The sequence below is a fragment of the Pacificibacter marinus genome (genome assembly GCF_018860505.1).
In the GTDB taxonomy this organism is placed as follows: domain Bacteria; phylum Pseudomonadota; class Alphaproteobacteria; order Rhodobacterales; family Rhodobacteraceae; genus Celeribacter; species Celeribacter marinus_B.
The window spans coordinates 45464-64643 of the sequence record NZ_JAHKPU010000032.1; the positions used below are offsets into that span (position 1 = coordinate 45464).

The 19180-nt window shown below is 51.4% G+C and carries 20 protein-coding genes; 4 read left to right on the forward strand and 16 right to left on the reverse strand.

From position 1 onward, the window contains the following. The first annotated feature begins 3 nt into the window (after window positions 1–3). Window positions 4–873 carry a dioxygenase gene (locus tag KO503_RS11990; protein WP_215991788.1) on the forward strand — a complete coding sequence of 290 codons (870 nt, stop codon included), beginning with the start codon at window positions 4–6 and terminating at the stop codon, window positions 871–873. Between the two features lie 166 nt (window positions 874–1039). Here the strand turns inward: KO503_RS11990 and KO503_RS11995 are convergent, their stop codons facing one another. The 4 genes from KO503_RS11995 to KO503_RS12010 all read right to left on the reverse strand — a co-directional run bounded on the left by KO503_RS11995 (window position 1040) and on the right by KO503_RS12010 (window position 6331). Then, entirely contained in the window at window positions 1040–2740 is a 1701-nt protein-coding gene (locus tag KO503_RS11995; RefSeq protein WP_215991789.1) for a dipeptide ABC transporter ATP-binding protein, read from the reverse strand. Next, the gene (locus KO503_RS12000) at window positions 2737–3666 is read right to left on the reverse strand and encodes an ABC transporter permease (protein ID WP_215991790.1); all 930 of its coding nucleotides are present in this window, start codon (window positions 3664–3666) and stop codon (window positions 2737–2739) included. Before KO503_RS12000 ends, KO503_RS11995 begins: the two co-directional genes overlap by 4 nt. A 29-nt stretch (window positions 3667–3695) precedes the next feature. After that, entirely contained in the window at window positions 3696–4658 is a 963-nt protein-coding gene (locus KO503_RS12005; protein ID WP_215991791.1) for an ABC transporter permease, read from the reverse strand. Between the two features lie 86 nt (window positions 4659–4744). Then, complete coding sequence (locus tag KO503_RS12010; protein WP_252731062.1) at window positions 4745–6331, reverse strand: ABC transporter substrate-binding protein; 1587 nt, start codon at window positions 6329–6331, stop codon at window positions 4745–4747. 310 nt (window positions 6332–6641) lie between these two features. Between KO503_RS12010 and KO503_RS12015 the strand changes: the two genes are divergently transcribed. Further along, window positions 6642–7535, forward strand: a complete 894-nt coding sequence (locus tag KO503_RS12015) for a LysR family transcriptional regulator (protein WP_215991792.1) — start codon at window positions 6642–6644, stop codon at window positions 7533–7535. 95 nt (window positions 7536–7630) lie between these two features. On the opposite strand, the gene KO503_RS12020 is transcribed toward KO503_RS12015, so the two are convergent. Continuing rightward, on the reverse strand, window positions 7631–8425 hold the full coding sequence (locus KO503_RS12020; RefSeq protein ID WP_215991793.1) for an enoyl-CoA hydratase/isomerase family protein: 795 nt from the start codon (window positions 8423–8425) through the stop codon (window positions 7631–7633). Window positions 8426–8765: 340 nt separating this feature from the next. Between KO503_RS12020 and KO503_RS12025 the strand changes: the two genes are divergently transcribed. Together KO503_RS12025 and KO503_RS12030 are read left to right on the forward strand one after the other, a co-directional pair. Further along, window positions 8766–9611 carry a fumarylacetoacetate hydrolase family protein gene (locus KO503_RS12025; protein ID WP_215991794.1) on the forward strand — a complete coding sequence of 282 codons (846 nt, stop codon included), beginning with the start codon at window positions 8766–8768 and terminating at the stop codon, window positions 9609–9611. Window positions 9612–9641: 30 nt separating this feature from the next. Then, window positions 9642–10253 carry a GDSL-type esterase/lipase family protein gene (locus KO503_RS12030; protein WP_215991795.1) on the forward strand — a complete coding sequence of 204 codons (612 nt, stop codon included), beginning with the start codon at window positions 9642–9644 and terminating at the stop codon, window positions 10251–10253. A 171-nt stretch (window positions 10254–10424) separates the two neighbouring features. On the opposite strand, the gene KO503_RS12035 is transcribed toward KO503_RS12030, so the two are convergent. The 11 genes from KO503_RS12035 to KO503_RS12085 form a co-directional block, all read right to left on the reverse strand. Continuing rightward, on the reverse strand, window positions 10425–10898 hold the full coding sequence (locus KO503_RS12035) for a sulfatase/phosphatase domain-containing protein (RefSeq protein WP_215991796.1): 474 nt from the start codon (window positions 10896–10898) through the stop codon (window positions 10425–10427). A 121-nt stretch (window positions 10899–11019) separates the two neighbouring features. Continuing rightward, complete coding sequence (locus KO503_RS12040) at window positions 11020–11379, reverse strand: carbohydrate ABC transporter permease (RefSeq protein ID WP_215991797.1); 360 nt, start codon at window positions 11377–11379, stop codon at window positions 11020–11022. Window positions 11380–11394: 15 nt separating this feature from the next. Continuing rightward, complete coding sequence (locus KO503_RS12045; protein ID WP_215991798.1) at window positions 11395–11580, reverse strand: hypothetical protein; 186 nt, start codon at window positions 11578–11580, stop codon at window positions 11395–11397. 5 nt (window positions 11581–11585) lie between these two features. After that, window positions 11586–11840 (reverse strand): hypothetical protein, encoded by a 255-nt coding sequence (locus KO503_RS12050; protein WP_215991799.1) that lies wholly within the window; start codon window positions 11838–11840, stop codon window positions 11586–11588. A 146-nt stretch (window positions 11841–11986) separates the two neighbouring features. Next, window positions 11987–12280 carry a helix-turn-helix domain-containing protein gene (locus tag KO503_RS12055; RefSeq protein WP_215991800.1) on the reverse strand — a complete coding sequence of 98 codons (294 nt, stop codon included), beginning with the start codon at window positions 12278–12280 and terminating at the stop codon, window positions 11987–11989. Window positions 12281–12443: 163 nt separating this feature from the next. Next, a complete protein-coding gene (locus KO503_RS12060) occupies window positions 12444–13265 on the reverse strand; it encodes a DUF6635 family protein (RefSeq protein WP_252731063.1) in 822 nt (273 codons plus the stop codon). 213 nt (window positions 13266–13478) lie between these two features. Next, complete coding sequence (locus tag KO503_RS12065; protein WP_215991802.1) at window positions 13479–14426, reverse strand: ABC transporter substrate-binding protein; 948 nt, start codon at window positions 14424–14426, stop codon at window positions 13479–13481. A gap of 42 nt (window positions 14427–14468) precedes the next feature. Beyond that, entirely contained in the window at window positions 14469–15467 is a 999-nt protein-coding gene (locus KO503_RS12070; RefSeq protein ID WP_252731064.1) for an ABC transporter permease, read from the reverse strand. Next, window positions 15467–16975, reverse strand: coding sequence for a sugar ABC transporter ATP-binding protein (locus KO503_RS12075; protein WP_215991803.1), 1509 nt, complete (start codon window positions 16973–16975; stop codon window positions 15467–15469). The genes KO503_RS12070 and KO503_RS12075 overlap by 1 nt, the downstream gene beginning before the upstream one ends. Further along, window positions 16972–18105: a Gfo/Idh/MocA family protein gene (locus KO503_RS12080; RefSeq protein WP_215991804.1), complete on the reverse strand. Its 1134-nt coding sequence runs from the start codon at window positions 18103–18105 to the stop codon at window positions 16972–16974. Before KO503_RS12080 ends, KO503_RS12075 begins: the two co-directional genes overlap by 4 nt. Then, window positions 18105–19160, reverse strand: coding sequence for a sugar phosphate isomerase/epimerase family protein (locus tag KO503_RS12085; RefSeq protein WP_215991805.1), 1056 nt, complete (start codon window positions 19158–19160; stop codon window positions 18105–18107). Before KO503_RS12085 ends, KO503_RS12080 begins: the two co-directional genes overlap by 1 nt. Window positions 19161–19180: the final 20 nt, after the last annotated feature.

A 19180-nucleotide genomic window follows, 5' to 3' on the forward strand; every position in this document is an offset into this window, starting at 1 on the left:
GCGATGCGCAACGTCACAAAAGACAATATTACAGATGTTTTCATGAGCTACATGGGCCCTGAGACCCCTGAGCGCCTACGAGTGGTTTTGGGCAGCATGGTCAAGCACCTGCATGACTTTGCCCGCGAGGTGAACCTCACCCATGATGAATGGAACAAAGGCATCGCGTTTTTAGAGGCCGCCGCCGAAATTTCAGATGCAGAGCGCCATGAATATGTGCTGCTGTCTGATGTTCTGGGCCTGTCATCTCTCATCGACCTATTGCACGCCGATCCCGATGGCACCTCGTCGTCTGTATTGGGGCCATTCCATATTTCAGGCTCGCCCAAGCTCGAGCTTGGCGGCGACCTCAGAAAAGACTGCGATGCGCAGGTTCTATTGGCACAAGGCTGTGTCAAAGACCCTGACGGCAACCCGATTTCTGGGGCGACCTTGGACATTTGGCAAACCGCGCCGAATGGGCTGTATTCTAGCCAAGATCCAGATCAAGACACCTATTCGTTCCATGGGTTACAAACCGTTGGGGCCGATGGCAGATATGCGTTCACCTCGGTGCGCCCTGTTGAATACACCGTACCCTCTGATGGGCCAGTCGGGGACATCCTGCGCGCGTGCGGGCGGCACCCTTGGCGGCCCTCTCATCTGCATTTCATCGTTGAAGCCCCAGGGTTCCGCCCTTTGGTGACCGAGGTTTTCCCTGAAGACGATCAATACCTTGATCAAGATACAGTGTTTGGCGTGCGTGAAGATTTGGTCATGCGATATCAAAACATGCCCGCCGGCAGTTTCCCCGAAACAGGGTTCGCGTTGTCAGGGGCAGTCGATGAGGCCTATCTCAAAGTGGACTTTGATCTGACCCTTGTGCCCGCCTAACGTGTGCCTTTCTAAATCAGACATAAACACCCCTGCCCATTAGATGTTAAAAACGCTGGACCACAAACATGGTCCAGCGTTTCTGTTTGAAGTCCCAATCACATCCGGGGAGAGGAGAATTGCAGTCCACCTGAGCAATGCGCGCTCAGATGGGACTGTTGTACAGTTAGGCCGCGCCTAGGTTCGGCATAAGGTTTAACAAATGCTGACTGTACGCGTGTTGAGGGCTCTCAAACAGATCTTCGTTCGATGCGATCTCACAGATTTTGCCATGACGCATCACAGCGATACGGTCACACATCTGACGCACCACAGGCAGATCGTGGCTGATGAACAACATCGTCAGCCCCAGCTCGTCTTGCAGGTCACGCAACAGATTTAGGATTTGAGCTTGAGTCGATACATCCAGCGCCGATGTCGGCTCATCACAGATCAATATCCTCGGCCTTGAGGCAAGGGCACGCGCAATCGCGATCCGTTGCCGTTGACCACCTGAGAATTCATGCGGATAACGGCGGGCTGCGGTCTTGCCCAACCCGACATGATCCAACAAATCATCCACAATTTGTCGTGTTTGGCTTTCGTTTTCCGTCAAGCGATGAAAGCGCATTGGTTCGGCCACGATATCGCGAATATTCATTCGGCTGTTCATGCTCGAATAAGGGTCTTGGAACACCACCTGTAAAAACGTCCGTGAATGACGTCGTGCGAGATCATTGTGCTTTGGGCCGATTTTTTGGCCATAGATAGACAAATCGCCTGTATCGGCAAAGTGCAATCCTGCGATGATTTTTGCCACAGTCGATTTTCCAGAACCGGATTCACCGACCAAGCCAAAGGTCTCCCCCTGTTGAATGTCAAACGACACGTTGTCGACAGCCTGCACAAATGTGCGCTGGCTCTTAAAAACGCTGTTTTTCAAACGAAACGCCAAAGACATATTTTTCACTTGGATGGCGGGACCAACCGAAGCCTCGACACCCGCATTCGTCTTACCCAACCAATGCGACTGCACATCAATCTTTGATTGAGCCGCCTCCCCTTCGATCAAATCGACACAGGTGAAACGGTGCAGGCGCTTGTCCGGCGATGGCACTGCAACGATCAGGTTTTGGGTATATTCATGCTGCGGAAGGCGCAGGACTTGATTGACGTCACCCACCTCAACCAGCTCACCGCGAAACATCACTGCAACGCGGTCCGCAATTTCACTGACGACGCCGATATCATGGGTGACCATAATGACCCCTAATCCACGTTCATCGCAGATCCGCCTAATCAGTTTTAAAATCTGTGACTGAATCGAAACATCAAGCGCCGTTGTCGGCTCATCTGCAATGATCAATTCAGGATCCCCCGCGAGCGCCAGCGCGATCACCACCCTTTGACGCATTCCACCCGAAAACTGATGAGGGTAGGAATTAAGGCGGCTTTGCGGATCAGGAATACCAACGTCGTTCAGCAGTTCAATCGCCCGTGCCTCGGCGTCCTTGGCCTTTAGCCCAAGGCACTCTTGGATCGTCTCAACCAGTTGTTTGCCAACTGTCATCAACGGGTTGAGCGAACTTTGCGGATCTTGAAAGATCGTACCAATACGGCGACCGCGCAATTTGCGCATCTGCTCATCCGTATAATCGCGGATGTTTTCGCCTTGAAAGTAGACCTCGCCAGAACTGATGCGGCCTGGTTTGCCCAACAATCCCGTGATCGCGTTGCCCACAGTTGATTTACCTGCACCAGATTCCCCAACAAGGCCAATGATTTCACCCGCATTCACCTGAAGATCAAAATTCTTCACGGCGTTCAAAACCAAGTTGCGCATTGGGAAATCGATACAAAGATTTCGAATGTCCAAAAGCTGTGTCATCTTAATTTAGGATCCAAAATATCGCGCAGCTTGTCGCCGAGCAGGTTGACAGAAAAAACGAGGAGAACCAGTACCAATGACGGGAAGAACGCAATCCACCAAAGGCCTGAGAACAGGTATTCATTCCCGACACGGATTAAGGTTCCAAGTGACGGTGTTGTTGACGGAATGCCCTGCCCCAGAAACGAAAGTGTCGCCTCAGAAATAATCGCAATCGCAAAGCTGAGCGTTGACAGCACAATCACGGATCGCATCACGTTGGGCAGCACATGGCGCAAGATAATCAGCCAACTTGGCAGGCCGATAACGCGCGCGGCTTGAACATATTCTTTGTTGCGCTCCACCATTGTTGCGCCACGGGTCACACGGGCAAATTGCGGCCAATCCGACAGACCAATGGCGATGATCACAAAATAGATCGCAAATTGGTTGTGATACTCAATCGGCAGAAACGCGCGACCAAATCCGTTGATCATGATCGCAGTCAAAATGCCAGGGATCGTCAATTGAACATCCGCGATGCGCATGATGACCACATCGGTCAGCCCGCCAGCAAAACCGGAAATGACCCCAAGGGTTGTGCCTAGAACCATTCCCAACAGAACCGCTGCAAGGCCAACCAGAATAGACAATCGCCCACCGTAAAGCATCGTAGACAACAGGTCGCGCCCCTGATCATCCGTTCCCAAAATATACTGGGACTGCCCGCCTGCGGCCCACGCTGGTGGCAGCTTACCATCCCACAGCATCACCTGCGCGGGATCGAAGGGATTGAATGGGGCAATGATCGGCGCAAACAATGCGACGCTAAAAAAGAACAGCGTTGCTAAGCCCGCGATCATGGCCATCGGCGAATGGGTGAAGCTCCAAACCACATCATTGTCTAAAAAGCGGCTGAGGCGAGATGTCTTATCAGTATCAATCATGGTCATCTGACTTTTCATAGGGATTGGCATCAGCTTAAGCGAATGCGCGGGTCGATCAGGAAGTAGAGCAAATCAACGGTCAAGCTGATCAAAACAAACAATCCTGCGACAAACAAAAGATAGGCTGCCATGACGGGAATATCGACAAAACCCACGGCCTGAATGAACATTAAACCTGTGCCAGGCCACTGGAATACAGTTTCAGTGATCACAGAAAAAGCAATCAAACCGCCGATGTTCATCCCTATAACAGTTGTCACCGGAACAAGCGTGTTGCGCAGTGCATGCCCAAAGTTGATAGCACGGTCTGTGAGCCCTCTTGCCCGTGCAAACTTGATAAAATCAGCCCGCATAACCTCAAGCATTTCGGCGCGTACAAGGCGCAAGATCATCGTTGTTTGGAACAAGGACAGTGTAATCGCAGGCAAGAGGATCGAGCGCCAACCATCCACCGTCAACAAGCTGGTTTTCCATCCCCCAAGATCGACAGTTCCGCCGCGCCCTGAGGATGGCAGCCACTGCAATGTGACCGCAAAGATATAAATAAGAGCGATGCCGATGACAAAGGTTGGCAGGCTAACCCCCGCCAAAGATGAAGATAAAATCGTCTTTGACAGCCACGATTTAGGGCGAATGCCACAAAATACACCTGCTGTTACGCCAAAGGTGATTGCGATCACAGCCGACACCGCGACCAATTCCAATGTTGCAGGCAAGCGGCTCGCAATCAGTTCGGTCACGGGTTGTTTTAAACGATAAGAAATTCCAAAGTTGCCTTGGACGGCATTGGTCATAAAACGTCCGTATTGCGTCATCACCGTGTCGTTAAGCCCAAGCGCCTCGCGCATACGATCTGCATCCGCTGCTGTCGCATCCTCGGGCAGCAAACTGCTGAGAGGATCCCCCACAAAGTTAAACATGGAAAACGAAACAAATGACACAATGATCATCACCAGACCAACCTGCATGAGCCGGCCGAATAAATAGCGCATGACACCCCCTTTTATATCCTAGATCGCGATGAATCCGCCGCGCCCCATACAGATATTTGGGGCGCGGACTATTATTTTTGTTGCAATCAGTTTGCGTTTTTCACAGCAAATTCAAAGCGTGGCGTGTTGTCAGCCGAGATCGGCAAATCAAGATCTGACACCATCGCCCATGAAATCACCTGATGGTGCACAGGCGCATAAGGCGCTTCATCGCGCGCAATTTGCCAAGCCTGATGAATAAGATCAAGGCGTGTCTCAGGATTCATTTCTTTGCGAATTTCGCCAATTAAATCATTTACTTGTGAGTTATCGTATTCAGCAGCATTGGCACGCCCGCCTGCTTCCAACAGGTATTCCATTGGGTATTGGCTATCCAATGTTGGCACCCCCCAGCCGATCAAGAAAAAGTCCGTATCCTTGTCGTTGACCTTGGTGAAGTGAATGTTCTTTGGTGTCGCCTCCAAAGTCACGTTGATGCCAATACGGGCCAGCATTGCAACCGCAGCCTGACAGATTTTCTCATCATTGAGGTAACGATCGTTCGGGCAATCCAATTGAACCGAAAACCCGTCTGCATAGCCCGCTTCAGCCATCAATGCCTTAGATTTTTCGGGATCATAGCCATAAGGTGCATCCAATTCAGGCGTGCTGCCAAAGACGCTCGGCGATGTCAGCATCCCAGTCGGGAAAGAATTGCCATCCATCACAACGCGCTGAATGGCTGCCAGATCAAGAGCATGATTGACGGCCAAACGCACGCGCACATCCGCAAACGGATTAACGTCAGTGATGTTAGACGATTTCAAAGGCTCCGCGCTTTGCTTCATGCCAAAGAAAATCGTACGGACTTCAGGAACTGTTTCGATTTTTAAACCTTCAGCCCCCTTGATGCGTTGAATGTCTTGCAACGGCGGATCAAGAACGAAATCTAACTCCCCCGACAACAAAGAGGCCACACGCGTCGCAGCATTGGCGATGGGGCGAAATTCAATTGTGTCGATGTTGCCAGAGTGATCGCTCCAGCCCCACCAGTCTTCATTGCGCGCCATGATCGTTTGCTCATCCGGTGCGCGTGAGACCAATTTGAATGGGCCCGTGCCATTAGCATGGCGCACCGCATAGGTCTCTTCTTTGGTCGTGAAGTTTTGGGGCTCGACAACGCCGTTCTCTTCAGCCCAATCGCTGTCCATGATCATAATCGATGTCAACTGCGCTGGCAAAATCGGGTTCGGATCTGTCGTTATCAATTTAACTTCGTAGTCGTTGATCACCTCAACGGATGCAATCGAAGACATAAGTTTGATATAGGCAGAGGTCGGCGCCTGCGTGCGGGTGATTGAAAACACAACGTCTTGCGCGTTGAAGTCTTGCCCTTCGTGGAAAGTCACGCCTTTGCGCAGCTTCAAAAGCCAAGCATTCTCGCCCTCAATGGGTTCCCAACTGGTCGCGAGGCCTGGGACCAAATTCAAACTCGGATCACGCGTGATCAAGCGCTCGTACATAATTCCGTTAATGGCCCGTGTAGAGGCATCCACTTCACTATGCGGATCAAAGGTTAGCGCATCGCCAGAACTGCTCCAGCGTAAAGTTTCAGCCGAAACCGCAGTGCCGGCTGATATGGCAGTGCCCGCTACGGCCATGACGGCCAGCATTGAGATAACATTTTTTTGCATCAGATTCTCCCTATCGACGTTACAAATTGCAACCCGCAAGGGTTGAATTAGACTTGCAGTACGCGGGTAAAGCCGTGAGGGGCCTCCTCCCCCTGAGCCACGTCAAACCATCGCGTTGTCTTAATGTACTATAAAGATATAACGAGAGAAAAAGCACTGTTGCCAATACTGCTTAGGATGGGCCGCCTTTCCTAAAAAGTATCGCAAAACCCTGTTTTATATTCTAATATCAGCAACGAACCTGACTAGAGAAAATCTCAAAAAAACCTCTAGTAATATACTTTAATGTTTAAAATAAAAAGGTTACGAGATGAACTTACGCCAACTTGGTTACTTCGTTGCTATTGCTGAAGAACAGAACATGGGCCGCGCGGCCCAACGCTTGAACATCTCGCAGCCGCCTCTTAGCCGCCAAATACATGCCTTGGAAATTGAGTTGGGCGCACAATTATTTACCCGTATGCCCAAAGGTATGGTCCTCACCGAAGCGGGACGTATTTTACTGTCTGAAGCGAGAGAGATTCTTGCGAAAACAAACCACGTCCAAGAGCTGATCGAGGGGGTTGTCTCTGGCAATGTCGGACAGTTGAACGTCGGCTTTTTTGGTTCCACCATCTATGGCGCCGTACCTTCGGTTTTGAGAAAGTTCAGCCTGCAAAATCCCCGTGTCAACGTCACTCTGCGCTGGATGAGCAAGCCGGAGCAAATCAACGCAATACGAGACGGGCGTATTCATGTTGGGTTCGGACGCTACTTCTTCGCAGGTGACGATCTAGAGGAAGTGACGTTTTACCGTGAACACCTGTTTGCCGCTGTGCTGAACGATTCAGAACTGTTTGATGCCGAGGAAGTGACACTTGAACAGCTCAGTAAAATGCCGCTGTTCTTGTACCCGGCAGCCGATCCACCCAGCATCGCGGACGAAGTCATTGCCGTGTTTCGCAAGGCCGGATTGAACCCTCAAGTGGAACAAAAAGTACCGGATTTAACCTCAGCGCTTGCCCTTGTGCGTTGCGGCAAAGGCTGTGCGATCGTGACAGAGGCGGCAACGGCGCTACAGTTCCCTGATGTTAAATTTCTGCGAATTAGGGGATGCGATAGCTTTATTCCAACCTCTTACCTTGTTTCTGCACAAAACAAATCGCCAGTCTTAGAAAAGTTCTTGGATATTATCGACGAAGACATCACCACGCATGGCGATTAATGGCTTGCGATGAGGACTATAAATTGAAAATGCCGTGCCTGACATTCATCAGACACGGCATCGTTTTATCTTACGCCAGTTTTATCGTGACCGTTTTATGTTGTGCGTGATGGCAATGCGCCTGTGAAAACGGGCTTTCGTTTTTCCTTGAACGCCATCTTGGCCTCACGCCCGTCTGGGGACATAGACAAGTAGCCTTGCATCGTGCCTGAGGCTGCCATGTGGTTTGAATAGCCAGCGGAATCCATCAAAATATTGGTCGCTTTCTTGGTATATTTTATGGCCAGTGGCGGCAATTCGGACAAGGCGATGGCGTAATCGTTCACGGCGTCTTCAAACTCTGCAGCAGGTACGCAGCGGTTGATCAGTCCCCAACGTTCCGCTTCCGGCGCGTTAACTTTGCGGCCCAACAGAGACATTTCCAATGAACGTGCCCTGCCGACGCTTAACAGCGCCACGCCACCGGAATGATTGCCCGCCTGAATTTCGCGCATCTGAAAAAAGGCTGTGTCCACTGCGACGATCAAATCACAAGACATCGCGATATATCCACCACCGCCGATGGCAGGCCCGTTCACGGCAGCCACAATGGGCTTGGGGCTGCGCTGCATGCGCTGACGAGTGCCTTCGTTCCAATGGCCATATTCGTCCATTTGTTCACTCGTCGCCGTTGCCGTAAACCGAAGATCTTGACCAGAGGAAAAGAAATCGCCACTGCCTGTGATGACGATGCAGCGGCAGTCGTCATTATGTTCAAGCATGTCCAAAGCCTGTGAGATTTCCTTGAAAACATGGGTATCATGGGCGTTCTTGACCTCAGGGCGGTTCAAGGTAATCGTCCAAACGGTACCGGCTTGCGAAACCAACAGTGAATCAAATGTCATCGTCATAAGTGCTCTCCAATATGCTTCGAGGCCAGACGCGGACGACGTCTCGATAACCTCTCAGATTTAGCGAAGCATATTTTTCAAACACCATATCAGGAAAATACTATTTTGCTGCGCACACCATGCCAAATCAGTATGACGCAACGCATTTCGATCAAAACTCAACACCAATATACCAGTTAGGTATGAAAGATCGGCATCAAAGGTATTTGAAACGTATCACGTTATTTGACTAACTTCCCCAAAACCACAGGTGAATGACACAGGTGGATCAACGATTTGCCCATCGTCATCACGACAATGACAACAAAATGGGCAGTGACCGTGCAACGGAGAAAAACACATGGCCAAAATTGAATTCGGTGTCTTGGATGATCAGGCGATCATCGTGGTGTCCGGCAAAATCATTAACGTAAACGAACGCTCTAACGGGCAGTTTTCAAGCGATCCAATGGCGGTCCTCGCCGAGTGGCCTGCTTTTGAGACATGGGCACGCGACGTCACTGCATTAGGGACTGAACCTGACGTCGATTATGACGCGCTTGGCTGCCCTGTTCCAAAGCCGACTGCCGTTTATGGTATTGGTCTGAACTACGCGGATCACGCAAATGAGGCGGGTTTGGAATTCCCCAAACAGCCAATGGTTTTCGCAAAATACCCCTGCTGCATCACAGATGCCACAGCAGATGTTATTTTGACATCTAACCGCGTGGATTTCGAGGCAGAGTTGGTCATCGTCATCAGTCGTGAAGCGTATAAAGTCAGCGAAGAGGACGCTATGTCCTATGTCGCAGGCTATTCGATTGGTCAGGACATTTCGGATCGTCGCCAGCAATTTTCCGACAAACCACCACAGTTCTGCCTTGGTAAATCTGCGCCAACCTATGGCCCTTGTGGCCCTGTCATCGTGACAACGGACGGTTTTGATGACCCGCATGACGTGCCGCTCAACTGTTTTATCAATGACGAACAAGTGCAAAACAGTAGCACGAAGCATCTGATCTTTAACGTGCCGCAACTGGTGTCTTTCTTGTCGCAATGGTGCATTTTGCAGCCCGGCGATTTGATTTTCAGCGGCACACCTGCCGGTGTCGGCGCCGTGCGGACTCCGCGCCGTTATTTGCAACCGGGCGAAGTCATCACAACGAATATCGAAGGTATCGGTCAAATGCGCAACCGCTGCGTTTAAACCCTACTCTCTCATGAACAGGATACAACCATGACCGATTTTCAACACATGGATGACGTCGCCGCAATGATGGCGCAACTGGATCGCAGAGACCCGATTGATGGATCAATCGTCTTCTATGGTTCATCGACATTCAAAAACTGGAAACGCCTTGCCGAAGACATGAACAACTTGGACGTTGTGAACGCCGGTTTTGGTGGCGGCACATTTGAAGGAGCGATGCAGCATTTCGAGCGCGTCTTTGATGCTGTCACGCCAAAAATGATCGTGGTCTACTTTGGCGAAAATGACATCGCCAGCGATGGGTTTACAGCCGAGGAAACTTTAGATCTGCACAAGGCTTTTCACACCCGTGTACGCGAGCGTTTTCCTACGATTCCAGTGATTTACCTGCCACCAAAGACAGGTATCATTCGCTGGATTTGGCACCCTGATTATGTCGAATACAGCCGCCTTGTGGAAAAAGACACCCAAAACGATCCGAATGCTTACTTCGCCGATGTTGGTGTGGTGACGCTTGGATCGAATGGTCGCCCCGCGACAAAATTCTTTGAGCGCGATGGCATCCACATCGGTCCAAAGGGCTATGCAGCTTGGACACCAGTCATCAAAGCAGCGATGGCCAAAGCTGGGCTGAAGTAAACAATCCGCCACAATCCGCCAGCGCAAAACCCGATCCTACACGTAAACGGGATCAAGTTTTGCGCTGACTGAGGCATTTATAGACACAACGAGATTGTGGTCAGTTTTGCGACCCCAAGTTGAATACGCCGATTTCGGTTCACCTATTTCAGCGTGATCTTATCTCAGGGCTTAGTGCTCAGGCTCATCGCCAATCGCTGCCATTTTGGCAGTCAGCTTGGCAAGCATCATCTTTCGAACCTCAGCATAAGCGGGATCATCGGCGACGCTGAACAATTCCAATGGGTCATTTTCGCAATCTAACAATTCCCATTCCCTTTCCTGCCCGCCTTGGTTGGTGCCCGGCAGATCAAAGCCGTCATTGTACCAATAGATCAACTTATAGCGCTGATCGCGAATGCCGTAATGAGAATAGGCGTTGTGGTCGGGATCGCGATGCATCCAGACCGAGAACGGCAGAAACAACCCTGCATGCGCTAAAATCAGCCCTGTGAAGCTATTCAATAATCCAAGTTGCAGAAAATTTTGAAAAAAAGATGGCAGCAAAGACACCGGCGGAAACATCGAGACCGCCAAAATGCCAACCATCAAAAGCCCTGCAAACCGCAGATTCAAGCGTGACAAGGCATAGGCGGCGACGGCCATGCATAGATGCCTGCGGTGTTTTTAAACGAGGTCAGGATCAGCCAAATGATGGGAAAAAAGGAAATGAAGACCGACAGGCCAACAAGCGTATAGAGCACGTAATGTGGACGATGTGTATGAATTAATCCTTGTTGCGCAGTGTAAAGACGTAGACCAAGCTCATGGCGAAGATGACCAAGAACTGCACCACCACGATGGCTGCGACAAAGTTGAAATCCAGAAAATCAAAGATGACCTTATAGGCATAAAGCGACAGACTTTCTGTGGCCGCAGCGGGTCCACCGTCAGTCAGGTTGAACGGCAATTCAAACGTGCGCAGCGCATTCATTGAGCGAATGATCAAGGCACCCAAAATGGGCCCTTTAAGCAATGGCAGGGCGATTTGCGTGAACTCGGTCCAACGGTTCATGCCGTCCATCCGCCCTGCTTCGAACAGGTCACGCGGGATAGATTGCAGCCCCGCCAGAATGATCAAGGCCATGAAAGAACTGGTTTTTCAAACAGCGACAGTCACCATAGAGGCCACCGCCAAAACGTCATCGCCGAGAAAATTAATAGGGCGTTCCACCAAGCCAATTTGTAGTGCGACCGAATTAAACAATCCATAATCAAAATTGTACATCCAGCGCCACATCAGCGTGTTCAACGCCGTCGGCAAAGCCCAAGGGAACAAAACGGCCAAACGCGCTAGGCCTCTGAATTTGAATATTTATTTATCAATAATGCCAAGCCGACACCCAACATCAATACCAAAGGAATTGACAACGCGGTAAAGGTGAAGGTCACACCCAAAGAGTTCCAAAATCGGGCATAGCCCATTAACTTTGCGTAGTGGTCAAACCCGACAAAACGGTAAGGTTCAAACCCATCAATGCTTGATTGACCAAAGCTGAGAATAACCGATTGGATGATGCGATAGATAAGAATGAGGGCGATGATCAAAACCGTCGGCGTGACAAATCCGATCCCTGTCAGCGCGGTGCGTTTCTATTACCGATCTTCTCAGCATGCTGGAGCACTCTCAGCTTGCGTTGAACGTCACGTTCTTCGTTCGTCATAAAAACTTCCTCCACCCAAAATTGGGTAATTTACAGGAAGTGTCCCGAGAGTCCGTACATATCTACAGGTTCAAAAAAGTTTTGCCGACGTAATGAAATGAACTCGGGAGCCGCGTTCAAGCGTGACGACACATCACGGCAAGCCGCATTCAAACTTTGCAGATCCATGCCGCCGACGGCCATGATCTGTTCAAATGAAAAATTGGGAATTAATTTGCGATCATCCGCTTTGCGCAGATATCCCAAATCTTCGAGCTCTCCAACCAAACGATACACCGTGGACGCAGCAAGACCTGTGCCTTTGACCAAATGCGTCACCTGCATTCCTTCGTCTTTGGCTGAAGACAGATTGTTCCAATAGTGTCAGTATTCGCTTTAGATTTTCACTCACAAAGAATCTCCCTTATGAGAAAAGTATTCTTAAAATAAGGAATGGTCAGCGTAATGAATAAAATTGCCATTCAGCAGATTAGTCGTCAAAAAATGATCACCCGCGCAGACTGCGCCACAGGTTCAGCGCTACGTCGGTCAGGTCAGCAAGGCGGGCCGTGATGTGTTCTTGCGCAATGGTATTATTGCGATCTGATGCGACCTCTAATCGGTTAATAAGACGACACAAACGGCGTCGGTGCGTTCCTGTTATGACCTGCAATGGATCCGCGATCACGCCTGCGAACGTTGTGACCACAGAGGCCAACATCGAGAGGACAACGCCCGTTGCCACCAATTCCCAAGGCTTTAGGTCCGTCGAGAACACACCATAATACAGCCTGCCCAACCCTTGTCCGAGGGGGAAGTTTGCGATGGCATGTGCGTGGGCTCTGAGTTCGGCCACCTGTCCCGTGATAGAGATGACCCCTAGGGTGACAGTTTGAAAGGCAATGATCCCCACAATGATGACCACGAGTGTCGTTGTTATTTCGCTCACGGCACTGCGCACACCTGTATAGTTGGCAATTTCGTGCTCGACGATTTCTTTGGAGCAGGCACGCATATTGCCCCTTGTTTCAAGATCGCGAATGAAGGCCATAACGCGCTTTGCAACCTGCTGAGATACATTGGTTTCAAGAAAAATTTGACGTTGCGACAGCCAAATAGAGGCTTTGTGGCATCGTATCGTCCGCGCGATTAGGGCACTCAGTTGGATCACAAGAAAAACGGGCGCCAACAAGACATTCGCAGGAGCACGCAACAGATCAAAGCCAAAGGCAAAACGATGAAGGCGCAAAGTGCCTCGCACCCCAAACGTCGCGCGCACGAATGCGTTAACCTCTGCGCGCCGTCTTTCATTTGATGTCACATCACTCACGACCACGGCTTCCTCACGCTCTTTCAGATTACCTTATGTAGGATATCTGATCGTGATGTAAGCATTGCGACAAATCATAAAAGTCCACTGCAGCAAGGGCAGTTTGATCTTCATGCCGCGATCAAAACGGCGGTGCAGTACACACAAAGCGAGGGACTTGCACCCCTCGCTTTGGAACTTGTTATAAAACTGGCTGTCTTAGTACCAGTTGCCTTAGAACGGGCTGTCTGCGTAGTAGAATTCAGCCGCGTTGTCTTGAGTGACCAAAACAGACCCAATGACAAATGTACCTGATACTGGCGCTGTTGACGTCAGACCAACAGCTGTCAACTCAATCGCTGTTGCGATCATGGACGGTGGGTAAGTCACGTTCGCAGGGATCATTGCATCGCCATCACGGGTACGGGCAATCATTTCTTTCATGCCAGCGCCGCCCAAAACGAACTGAATATCGTCACGACCTGCGGCCTCGATCGCAGCCAGAATACCAATGGCCATGTCATCATCAGAAGCCCAAACAGCGTCGATTTGTGCGTGTTTGGACAAGAAGTCCTGCATCACAACAAAGCTGTCATCACGGTTCCAATTGCCATGCTCCATGCCAATGACCTCGATACCAGAGCCTTCGATGGCCGCTTCGAACCCTGCAACGCGCTCGTTGTCGATCGAAGTTGGAATGCCACGGAATGCAACGATTTTACCGCCCTCAGGCATTGCGGAGACCATAAATTCGCCGGACACTTTACCAAAACCCGCATTGTCGCCGGCAACGTAAAGATCTTCGATACCCTCAATTGACAACCCACGATCCACAACAGTGACCCATGCACCGCCATCAGACACGGCTTTCACAGGGCTCGTCAAAGGCTCGGATTCGAAAGGCAAAACAACCAGCGCGTCGATATTGCGTGTCGCAACCATGTCTTCGATATCGTTGACCTGTTTGGCTGCATCTGATGCCGTTGCCAAAACGAAATCCAGTTCTGGGTAAACCTCTTCAAGGCGTTTAACCGCTTCTTGAGCGTGGAAATTCATACCACCAGCCCAGCCGTGTGTCGCCGCCGGAATGGAGACGCCGATGACCTTTGTGTCTTGTGCAAAAGCGGGCATGACCAGTGTTGCACCAAGTGCGACTGCACCTGCAAATTTAGTAAATTTCATGGTTTTTCCTCCCAATAACCAATTTTCTCTGCAAAAGACATCTTAGCCTTCTGCCTTTTTATCGCGCTGCAAAATCACAGCGAGAATGATGATGACCCCTTGGACCGCACCGTTCAGATAGGGTGAGACGCCGTCAGTCAAATTCAAAATATTTCCAATCAATGACAAGATCAGCACACCGATGATGGTGCCCCAGACCCTGCCAAATCCGCCCTTAAGCATGGTACCGCCGATGATCACGGCCGCAATTGCTTCGAGTTCCCACAGCACACCTGTGCTAGAGGATGCAGACCCCAACCGTGGCACATACATGATGGTGGCGATACCAACCAAAACCCCTAAAAAGATATAGGTCATCATGCGCACTTTGTTCACGTTTACCGATGAATACCGTGCGACCTGATCGTTCGAGCCAACAGCCGCAACATGACGCCCAAAGGCCGCGCGACGCATAACCAATTCGCCAATAACCGCGACAAGCGCGAAGACGATGATCGGCCAACTGATCCCCAGAATGCCGTCAAAATAGATCGGACGAATGATAGCGCGCATCCCGAAATCCAAAGACAACGTGCCCCCATCGGCCAACCACGTCACAAGACTGCGGTAAATGCCCATGGTGCCCAAGGTGACAATAAACGCGTCAATACGCATCGTGGTGATGAGAAACCCATTGATGAACCCCGCCGCGGTACCGGCAACGATGGCCGTCAGTAACCCGACCATGACCAAAGGCCACCCTGCCCCCATCGACGGCAGCAATCCGTTCATCACAAGGATCATCAAGCCAGCGATAAACGCCGCCATTGAGCCCACTGACAGGTCCAAGCCTCCTGCTGTGATGACAAATGTCATACCCACCGCGATGATGCCAATAAAGGCCGAACGGGACAAAACATTACTGACGTTCCCTGCGCTTAGGAAATTTCCGTTCAGTGCGGCGCCGACCAGCACCAGCACGATAAGCGCAAGAATTGGTCCCATGACTTTTAGATCCAAAAGCATGTTTTTGGTGTGTTTGTTTTTATCTGCGGTGAGCATCAAACTGTTTCTTCCTTTTGCGCATCAAGCCCCATAGCGAGCCGGACGATTTTGTCTTCGGTCATGTCTGCACCTGATACTTCGCCTGCAATGCGGCCAGTGCGCATGACAAGAACACGATCCGCCAGTCCAATGACTTCTTGCATTTCAGAGCTGATAACGATGATCGACTTGTCCTGCGCCGAGAGTGCGTGAATGAATTCGTAAATCTGTTGTTTGGTGCCGATATCGATACCGCGCGTGGGTTCGTCGATGACCACGATGCTTGGGTCGGCCAGCATGATCTTGGCGATCAATAGTTTTTGCTGATTGCCACCGGACAAATTGCCCACTGCGACGTGACGGGTTGGCGCGCGAATGTCGAACTCTTCGATCGCTTTCGTCAGCGCTACCTCTTCGGCCGTGTGGTCGATCAGCCAGTTGGTGAAATCCGGCAGGCTTTGTAACGTTAAGTTCTCGCGCATGCCCTTGTTCAACAACAGACCACGGCTCTTGCGATCTTCTGTTAGATAGCAAAGCCCTGCGGCCTGTGCTTGGCTTGGGGATTTGAAACGAACGTCATCCCCGTTCAGGCGCACTTGGCCCGTGGCAGACCGCAATCCAACCAGCCCTTCGATCATTTCTGTGCGACCCGACCCGATCAGGCCAGAAATGCCAAGGATTTCGCCTTTGTGCAGGGTGAAAGATACGTCTTCAGCAAACCCGGGCACAGTCAGCCCCGTGACCTCAAGCGCAGCCGTTGTGCCAATTTCGCCAGCACGCACGGGGTATAAAGATGACACATCACGACCGACCATGGCAGTGGCCATTTGATCTTCGTCGTAATCGCTTGCAGGCCCTTGCGACACGACATGACCATCGCGCAAAACTGTGATCTGGTCCGAAATTCGTTTCACTTCATCCAGCTTATGCGAAGTGAACAAAATGGCCACGCCATCGGCCTTCAGCTTTTCAACCTGTTCGAACAAGACATCCGCTTCGCGTGCCGTCAAAACAGCCGTTGGTTCATCCATGATCAACACTTTCGCGTTGCGCGACAATGCCTTTGCAATTTCGACCATTTGCTTGTCAGCGTTGGCAATATCTTGGACTCGCGCTGAAGGGTCGACCTCACAGTTCAAGCGTTTAAGCAACGCCCGCGTCTCGGTTTGCATCGTAGCCTTATCCAAGAAAAGCCCGCGTGTTTTCTCATGCCCGAGGAAAATATTTTGCTCGACACTCAACTGATCCGCCAGATTGAATTCTTGGTGGATCAAAACCACGCCTTGGGCCTCGGCGTCTTGCGAATTCATGAACGACACAGGCACGCCGTTTAACGTCAACTCACCAGTGGTCGGGGCCAAATACCCCGACATGATTTTCATCGTCGTCGACTTGCCCGCGCCGTTTTCGCCAATCAAAGCATGGACTTGTCCGGGGTGCAGCGCGATGTCCACGTCGTGCAACACCTGCACGGGACCAAAACTGCGGCAAATCCCATTAAGAGAAAGCGTAAGAGGATCGCTCATACTTTGACCCATGCAGCACCGCCCGCAGATGAGCGCACACAGGCGTCAATAAAGGTCACGCCATCCAGCCCATCATGCACAGTTGGCAGCATATGATCGATGGTCGCTCCATCGCGCGCAGCAACGATCACATCAGCCGCCTCGTTATAGATATTTGCAAAGCCCTCAAGATAGCCCTCAGGGTGTCCGGGGGGAATGCGCGAAGCCGCCTGATTAACGCCATACGCGCCGGCACCATTGCGGGTCAAAAGACGTTTGGCTTCGCCATGGGGCGTGAACCACAGATAATTGGGGTCCTCTTGTGACCATTCCAAGCCACCCTTTTCGCCGTAAACCCGCAATTTCAAGCCATTTTCATTGCCGGGCGCGACCTGCGACGACCACAACATGCCTTTCGCCCCGCCCTTATAACGCAGCATCACATGCACGTTGTCGTCCAGACGCCGCCCCTCAACAAAGCTGGTTAGGTCTGCTGCAAGACTGTCCAAAGTCAGCCCTGAAACAAAACCTGCAAGGTTGTATGCATGCGTGCCGATGTCCCCCACGCACCCGCCAGCGCCAGAGCGCGCAGGGTCAGTACGCCATTCGGCTTGCTTCGATCCTTCGCCCTCAAGCGGCATGGTCAGCCAATCTTGTGGATACTCTGCTTGCACAACGCGGATTTTACCCAAAAGGCCGTCCGCCACCATCGCGCGTGCTTGGCGCACCATCGGGTAACCCGTGTAATTATGCGTCAAAATGAACTGCGCCTTCGACTGTTCGGCTGCCGCGACCAGTTTTTTGGCATCTTCAAGCGTCGATGTCAGGGGCTTGTCGCAGATCACGTGGATGCCACGTTGCAAGAATGCATGCGCAGCAGGGTAATGCACGTGATTGGGCGTGACGATAGCGACGGCCTCGACGCCATTTTCCAACTCGGCCTCGCGCGCGGCCATCTCGTTAAAATCGCCATAGCAGCGGTCGGCATCCAAACCCAGCGCCGCGCCTGAGGCCTTGGATTTCTCAGCCGTCGACGACAGTGCCCCCGCGACCAAATCAAATCGCCCATCAATGCGGGCTGCAATACGGTGAACGCCACCGATGAAGGCATCGTTGCCCCCACCGACCATACCTAAACGGATCGGTTTCATCAGCTTATCCCCATCATTTTGGCATTGAGCGCCGTATCTGCACCACTGTCGGCAAAATCATCAAAAGCGCGTTCAGTCACGCGAATGATATGGTCTTTGACAAATTGTGCCCCTTCACGCGCCCCGTCTTCAGGGTGTTTAAGCGCGCATTCCCATTCGACAACGGCCCAGCCATCAAAATCGATGGCAGCCATTTTTGAAAAGATCGCCCCAAAATCAACCTGACCATCGCCCAAAGACCGAAAGCGCCCTGCGCGGTCGACCCATGATTGATAGCCACCGTAAACACCTTGACGGCCTGTTGGATTGAACTCGGCATCTTTGACATGGAACATACGGATGCGGTCTTTGTAGATATCGATGTTATCAAGGTAATCCATGCATTGCAGAACGTAATGGGACGGATCGTAAAGCATGTTGGCGCGGGCGTGATTACCTGTGCGCTCTAGAAACATTTCATACGTGACGCCGTCGTGAAGGTCTTCGCCTGGATGAATTTCGTAACAAACATCAACGCCGCAGTCTTCGGCATGATCCAAAATCGGCAACCAGCGCTTGGCCAATTCGTCAAAGGCTTGTTCGACCAAACCAGCGGGGCGTTGCGGCCAAGGGTATACATAAGGCCAAGCCAAAGCGCCCGAGAATGTCGCATGTGCGCCGATGCCAAGTTTTTTTGAAGCCGTCAGCGCCTTTTTCACTTGATCAACAGCCCATTCTTGGCGGGCCTTTGGATTGCCACGCACTTCTGGAGCCGCAAAGCCATCGAAGGCGTCGTCATAAGCCGGATGAACAGCGACCAATTGGCCTTGTAAATGTGTCGAAAGCTCAGTGACTTCGACGCCATTGGCCCGTGCCTGACCTGCCCAATCCTCGCAATATCCTTTGGATGTCGCAGCCTTTTCCAGATCGATCAGACGGGCATCCCATGTGGGAACTTGGACGCCTTTATAGCCGCAATCAGCCGCCCATTTGGTTATGGAATCCCACGAGTTGAATGGCGCCTCATCGCCTGCGAATTGCGCTAAAAATAGTGCTGGACCTTTGATCGTTTTCATCGGTTTTCCTCTCTTTGTCG